The sequence below is a fragment of the Flavihumibacter sp. CACIAM 22H1 genome (genome assembly GCF_001601815.1).
GTDB lineage: Bacteria > Bacteroidota > Bacteroidia > Chitinophagales > Chitinophagaceae > Flavihumibacter.
On the sequence record NZ_LUKG01000036.1, the window covers coordinates 38,240 to 45,259 of the forward strand.

Sequence of the window (7,020 nt, forward strand, 5' to 3'; positions counted from 1 at the left end):
CCACTTCATCTCCGAACTCATCCTGCTCAAAAACCGGGATGAAGGTTAGCCAAACCCCGTTGGGTTCGCGTTTGGGTAATTGTTTGATCTTCTCTTTCGGAACCTGGTCAATATAGGTTTTTGGTACCGGCTTTTTTTCCGGCACCAGTTTCTGTTTGGAGAACTGTTTAAAATAGGGGTAATCGAGCTGATCGGTATAGGCAGGAAATTTAACACCCCGCACTTCCACCAGTACCATCCGATCGTTTATTATTTCCACGACTTCTGCGTCTTCATTGGTGAGTCGCACCACCACTTTATCGCCCACTTCAAATTTCATGCGGCAAAGATAATCAAGTTCGGGCCAGTTTGCTTTTGCGATAGCCGTACAGGAAATAGATCAATAAACCCAAAGCCATCCATCCGAAAAATACCAGCCAGCTTTTTGCGGGGATTTCTATCATCAGGTAAAGGCAGCATAACATACCCAGTACCGGAATGAGAGAGTATTTCCTGATAAAAGAGAAGATGGCAATCAGCCAGGCCACCACCATAAATACGAGGAAGAGTATTTCCTGGTAGCCCTCATTGTCAAAATGTTGTACTGCCAGTTGAATCCGCTCCCGAAACAGATAGGTAAAAATGGCTACGAGTGCCGGAATAATAAATTGTGCGTTGATATAGGGCAGGTTGAACTTACCGGGTTTATTCGCCATCCGGGGCAGGATCAGTACACCACCGCAAACCAGTACAAATGCAAATAAGGTACCGATGGAGGTAAGGTCGGTCATCAGGAGGTCGTCTACAAATAACACCGGAATACCTACTACCAAACCGGTAATAATCGTCGCAAACCAGGGGGTTTGGTATTTTTTATGGATTTTGGCAAAGGAGTTGGGCATCAGTCCATCCCGGCTCATGCTCATCCAGATACGGGGCTGGCCGATCTGGAAAACCAGCATAACACTGGTAGCGGCCACTACCGCCGAAATAGAGATAAAGGTACCCAGCTTTTGCATATTGATGCTGTCAAACACAAAGGCCAGCGGATCAGTAACACCTTTGAATTGTTCATAATTCACCAGGCCGGTAATAACAAGCGTGGTAATCACATAAATTACGGTGCAAATGATCAGGGAATAAATCATACCGCGGGGCATATCGCGCTGCGGATTCCGACATTCTTCGGCAGTCGTTGAAATGGCGTCAAAACCGATATAGGCAAAAAATACTGCCGATACACCTTTTAATACCCCGCTCATTCCATTGGGCAGGAAGGGCGTCCAGTTACCGGTAAGGTCGTCGGTAAAGATGATCCAGATCCCTATTACGGCAATCAGCAGCAGCACAACGATTTTGAGTCCCACCATAAAATTGGCCGTGTTTTTACTTTCGCGGATGCCGATATACGCCAGGGCGGTTACCAGCACTACAATAATAAAAGCGGGCAGATTAATGATAAAGGGGATACCGGCAATACGGGGGGCGGTTGCATAAATCATATCCTGCACGGGTTTACCTTCAGACAGGGCGGCCTGGTAGGCGTGTTTCGCAGTTTGGTAACCGATGGTCAGGTAATCGGGCAGGTGAATTCCAAACACATTGGCCAGGATATTTTTGAAATAAGCGCTCCAGCTAATGGCCACTACAATATTGCCGATGCTGTATTCGAGGATGAGGGCCCAGCCGAGTATCCAGGCAATCAGTTCACCGAAAGTAACATAGGAGTATGTATAGGCGCTACCGGATACGGGCACCCTGGATGCAAATTCAGCATAACAGAGAGCGGTAAAACCACAGGTAATAGCAGTGATAATAAAAAGGAAAATTACCCCGGGACCACCAGCATAAGCGGCAGATCCGATGGTGGAGAATATACCGGCCCCTATAACGGCCGCAATACCCATAAGGGTAAGGTCGCGTACCCCCAGCACTTTGCGCATGCCGCTATGGCCATGATCGTCGGACAGGCCCTGTTCATGATCCTTAATAATTTTATCAATCGACTTTTTCCGGAAAAAAGAATTCGACATGCAGCGTTAGGTTTTAAGGGGCCAATATAGGGATTTCCTGCTGATCAGTAATCGCGCTGCACCAGGAAATCGGCCAGTTGACGCAGGGGTTGCTTTCGTTTCGAAAGAACGGCTATATCTTCCAGGTGCTGCAGGGCTTTTTCCAGGAACTGGTTTTTGAGTTCCATGGCCCATTGGTCTACACCGGCTTTTTGGTAAATAGCCAGTACTTTTTCTACTTTATCGGCAGGATTGGCGGCGAGTAGGTGCAGCAGCTTTTCCCGATCGGCTCCCACCGCTGTTTCCAGCGCTCGGATCAGCAGGAAGGTTTTTTTATTGGAGCGGATATCACCACCGGGTTGTTTACCGAATTTGGCGGGGTCGCCAAAGCAATCGAGGTAATCGTCCTGTACCTGGAAGGCGATGCCCAGGTTTTTCCCAAATTCGTAGATATGGTGGAGGTTGCCCTCTCCTGCCCCGCCCAATATGGCGCCCAGTTTGAGGCTGGCAGCCAGCAATACGGAGGTTTTGAGTTCAATCATGTGCAGGTAGGCATTGAGCGAGACAGTTTCCTGTTTTTCGAAATCCATATCCAGTTGCTGGCCTTCGCACACCTCTTTGGCTGTGGTATTAAACAGCGACACCAGGCGATGAAAATGGGGCGATTTTACCTTGTTCAGGTAATCATAGGCCACTACCAGCATTACATCACCTGCCAGCAGGGCGGTTGGCTCTCCGTACTTCGTGTGGACGGTTTCCATGCCCCGCCTTAATGGGGCTTTGTCCATAATATCGTCATGGATCAGGGTAAAATTGTGAAAAAGCTCAATGGCAGTGGCTACCTGCCAGGTATCGGGCAGTATTTCATCAAACAATTCATTTCCCATAAGGCAGCAAACGGGCCGTACCCGTTTACCGCCGAGGCTCAGGAAATATTCGGCCGGGCGATACAGGGTATCGGGTTGTGCGGGAAAATGGGCTTGGTTGAAAAAACTACTGAATTGTGAGGAAAGCTGTTCAAAGGTTTGCATAGTGCGTTTTTGCGAACGGCTAATTTAGGGGGAAATTTGGGAATGGAGAAAAGGGGAAGGGGGAAGATGCTTTAATCACTGAACCACCATCATCAGTTACTGTAGATGAGTCGTCCCAAAAGTAACTACCATCACCGCTATCATTGGCAGTATAGTATCCCAATGTCTTAGCAATAGTATCAGGGCCTCCTACAGTTATTCTTAATTCAGAAACATTATTAAGAACTTCTAGCATAAGATTAGTTTTTGTTAGTTAAACTTCGTTAAAAAAAGAAGAAAACATCCACTCACACCTCCAGGTGCTTCGCTACTTTGCCAATGGTTAGTCCTTGTACCAGGATCGAGAAAATAACGACGATATAGGTAATTGCGAGGATAAAATTCTTATAGGGGCCCGGATCTACCGAAAGTGCCAGTGCAATTGAAACTCCTCCACGCAAACCACCCCATACCAATAGCTTAACAGTAGCGGTACTGAATTTATTCTTAAAAGGAATTAGTTTGGCAGGAATCCAGATCGATAGGAAACGGGCCAGCAGCACAACTATTATTCCGATTAAGCCAACCAGCCAGTATGCGGTCAGGTCCTCTATCAGTAATAATTCAAAGCCAATAAAAAGGAATAGAATGGCATTCAGGATCTCATCCAGCAATTCCCAGAATTTTTCGAGATAATCTTTGGTGATATCCGACATAGCCGTCAGTTTGCCGTAATTTCCGATCACCAGGCCGGATGCCACCATCATTAATGGCCCGGATATATGCATAGCGCGGGCCAGTAAATAACCACCCATCACTGCTGCCAGCGTTAACAATACGGATACTTTATAATCGTCAATTTTTTGCATAGCCCTGGATACCAGCCAACCAATAGCAAGACCGGCAAACAATCCACCCAATGCTTCTTTAATGAGTAACCAGGAAACATTCAGGGCAGTCAGTTCTGCGTCTGAACCTTGTGCCAGCTGTAGCAGCACGGCAAAAACAACCACTGCTACCCCATCGTTAAACAGCGATTCCCCGGCAACTTTGGTTTCCAACTGGCGCGATACATTGGCTGTTTTTAATATCCCCAATACCGCTACTGGATCGGTGGGTGAAATCAGCGCGCCGAATAACATGCAATAAATTAGTGGTATCTCCTTGTATATAAGCGGAAATAAAAGGTATAGCAGCCCTCCTACAATAAGGGTAGATAAAATAACACTCAGGGTAGAAAATACTACGATAGGCGTCCGTTGTTCACGCAGGTCGGATAAATGAATATGGATAGCGCCTGCAAAAAGCAAAAAATTCAACATAGCGCCCATTAGGATTTCCGTAAAATCGATGCCCTCCAGTAAATGGGAGAATGCCAAAAATGTCTTAGGAAAAACATTACCAGTAACAACCAGCAGGATCGAAGCCAGCATGGCAATCAGCATTACACCGATGGTGGACGGCAGCTTCAAAAAGCGACCGTTGAGATATGCAAAAACGGCTGCCAACACGATCAATATAGAAAAAGAGTAATACAGTTCCATGCAAAATTATTGATATGCTCAAAAATGACTGCGAAAGTACAACTTGGAAAAAGTAAATAGCAATGGTAATAGGGTGCTCCAGTAGAGAACACGAAATTCTAATCGATTTTTAATTTGTATAAAGCAAGGACGCCACCAAGTAGGAAAAGCGTTCTTCCTACAAAAATCAGATTAGTGCTAGAAGGTAACAGATCAATTATTCTTGCAGCCTGAAGAAACCTGTTTTAATTAATCTTCCATAAAAATGTAGATTCAGGAGGCAGGTATACAGTCAACTAAGGGCGAATTTAGTAATAGCTTAGAAAATTAATTTACGTAAAATTATAATCAGCTTTCCAATACAGTTTTGTACCATCGTAAAAAAAAGCCAGTATATCAACTGAATTAGCAGCAGTGCTTAAGGAAATTGATCCTGCTCCACCATTTGCTACAACAGTGCCAACGGGTAAGTTCAAGGATCTGTTACCCGTTCCATCCTGAACAACAATGATTTTTCCTGAACTGCCTGCAATCAAGTTAGTAATTGACAGGGATGAATTGCCAGATAAGAGCAGCTTTGCATTTGGAGCAACGTTATAATCCCAAACAACAGAAGATGAATAAGTTAAGTTTTGAATCTGCGAACTACTTTCAAGTTGTATTTTTCTTCTAGTTAACCCAGCAGTAAAATATAAAACCCCATTATAATACTCCATTGCACCGTCTTCTGGGCTACTCAACATGGCTCCAGTGGTGAATTTCAGTGGTGAATTCCCTGCCTGGGAACTGCCTGCACCTAAATGAACTTTAGCAGTAGGACCATTTACTCCAATTCCAATACCTACCTTACCCGTGGGAACCAATAATCGAGAAACATGTATTTCATTCGACGAATTTGAATTTGGAACATAAATACTGATGACTGAAACAGTTGAGGAATCAATTACCGTAAACGTATAATCGTTACTGGACTTGAGCAAGCCGGAAAAATGAAATCTTGATGGAATTCGGGCCGTAGTGGTCGACAGTATCCTGATTCCTATATAAGTAACCCCATCTTTATCATATGTCACCAGAGAGTAGGTATTGCTATCAACGCTACCCAATAAACTAACGGCAACTGAAAATCGGCCGACCGCATCATTCATAAAACTAATATCTAACAAAGCCGTTGGTGTATACAGTGAAGAAGCCGCACCAGCAATTATATTAACTCTCCCATTTATCCTAGTATTGTCTACAGCGCTGAATTTACCGAGTACTAGTATCTTATCAAGAGCGCCGATTCCAATTGGCAAAAACAACTCACGAACTGGGTGATTAACTGCGCCAGCTGGTATAAAATGCTCCTGTTTAATTTCCCCTCTAATGGTTTGTCCAGCCAAAACTGACATAGTACCAGAACTAGTCAACGTTGCAACCTGGGAATCACCCTCAACTTCCAACAATGACCGCACTTTAAGCGAATTAGTAGTAGCAGCTTCCGCTTCAAAGCTTTCATTTCGCTGGTAAATAGTACCCAAAAACGGCGTTCCTGCTTGTGTTGCAGATACACCCTGACAGCTATAAGCAAATATTTTATTGCCAGCATCTGAAAGCTTGATTCCCAATGCACCATTCACATTACCACTGTTAATATAAAGTCTTCGAGCAGATTTTTTCATCCAAATTGATGCACCGCCACCACCTGCAATAGTTAATCCATTTATACTAATTCTATCTGTTGCACCCTCAAGAGTATACCCTACATCAGTTGTGTCTAAACCAATAAGTAACGCCGCCTCCGGGGCACCAACAATTTGTTCAAGGTAAGATCCATTGATTACAATATTGGAGGCATTTATCCAAAGCCCCTTTTTACAATGCTCAATATTAATCGAACTCATGTGTACCTGTCCAGATCGGATATTATATCCAGTGTCACAATAGTAGGCGATAAAGTTTTCCAGCAAACTACCAGAAGACGTAAGATTTGTATAACCTTCAATGCAATACTCAAAATAAATTTTATTGGTATAACTGAAATAACAATTATTATGCAACATTCCTACTTTCAACCCGACAAGGGAAATATTTTGTATTTTTAACTGAATAGTATTGATAGCAGCGAATCCCACCTGATTATTAGATACATCCGTTGCTGTAGGCGGAACATAGGTATTCGTACCTGTCCATCTACCTTTAGAATGAATTCCAATATCACTGAATTCACCTGTATACAAATCGCCCGTTTTACCATTGGCGTTTCCGCCTTGTAAATTGTAATACACAATAGCTTTTAATTCATCTGCTACAAAATCACCATGAATATGTGTTTTACCAGACCCAATAATTTTAATGGGTGTCCATAATCTACTATTAATATGGTTAGTTGAATTAAACGAAGGCAGCTCAACAATATTTGAATTGAAATACAAATCCGGAATTGAGGCAACCGGCCCTCCAATATACCAGCAATCGGTAATTCTATAAACCCCATCTGGAATAAAAATATTC

At 43.7% G+C, this 7,020-nt stretch carries 5 protein-coding genes and 1 pseudogene; all 6 read right to left on the reverse strand.

Annotated elements, in window-relative coordinates:
• Positions 1-319: pseudogene (locus A1D16_RS11530) on the reverse strand (hypothetical protein); the annotation flags it as partial.
• A gap of 13 nt (positions 320-332) precedes the next feature.
• Complete coding sequence (locus tag A1D16_RS11535) at positions 333-2,012, reverse strand: amino acid permease (RefSeq protein ID WP_290709581.1); 1,680 nt, start codon at positions 2,010-2,012, stop codon at positions 333-335.
• 44 nt (positions 2,013-2,056) lie between these two features.
• Positions 2,057-3,022, reverse strand: a complete 966-nt coding sequence (locus tag A1D16_RS11540) for a polyprenyl synthetase family protein (protein WP_290709583.1) — start codon at positions 3,020-3,022, stop codon at positions 2,057-2,059.
• 19 nt (positions 3,023-3,041) lie between these two features.
• The gene (locus A1D16_RS11545) at positions 3,042-3,257 is read right to left on the reverse strand and encodes a hypothetical protein (RefSeq protein WP_290709585.1); all 216 of its coding nucleotides are present in this window, start codon (positions 3,255-3,257) and stop codon (positions 3,042-3,044) included.
• A 52-nt stretch (positions 3,258-3,309) separates the two neighbouring features.
• Positions 3,310-4,545 carry a sodium:proton antiporter gene (locus A1D16_RS11550; protein WP_290709587.1) on the reverse strand — a complete coding sequence of 412 codons (1,236 nt, stop codon included), beginning with the start codon at positions 4,543-4,545 and terminating at the stop codon, positions 3,310-3,312.
• Positions 4,546-4,856: 311 nt separating this feature from the next.
• Positions 4,857-7,020, reverse strand: a 2,164-nt coding sequence (locus A1D16_RS11555) for a hypothetical protein (RefSeq protein WP_290709589.1), incomplete at its 5' end; no start/stop codon positions are given.

Bases quoted from the DNA above. Each gene is read 5' to 3' on its own strand.
- A1D16_RS11550 (WP_290709587.1), bottom strand. From the start codon at position 4,545: ATGGAACTGTATTACTCTTTTTCTATATTGATCGTGTTGGCAGCCGTT.
- A1D16_RS11540 (WP_290709583.1), bottom strand. From the start codon at position 3,022: ATGCAAACCTTTGAACAGCTTTCCTCACAATTCAGTAGTTTTTTCAAC.
- A1D16_RS11535 (WP_290709581.1), bottom strand. From the start codon at position 2,012: ATGTCGAATTCTTTTTTCCGGAAAAAGTCGATTGATAAAATTATTAAG.
- A1D16_RS11545 (WP_290709585.1), bottom strand. From the start codon at position 3,257: ATGCTAGAAGTTCTTAATAATGTTTCTGAATTAAGAATAACTGTAGGA.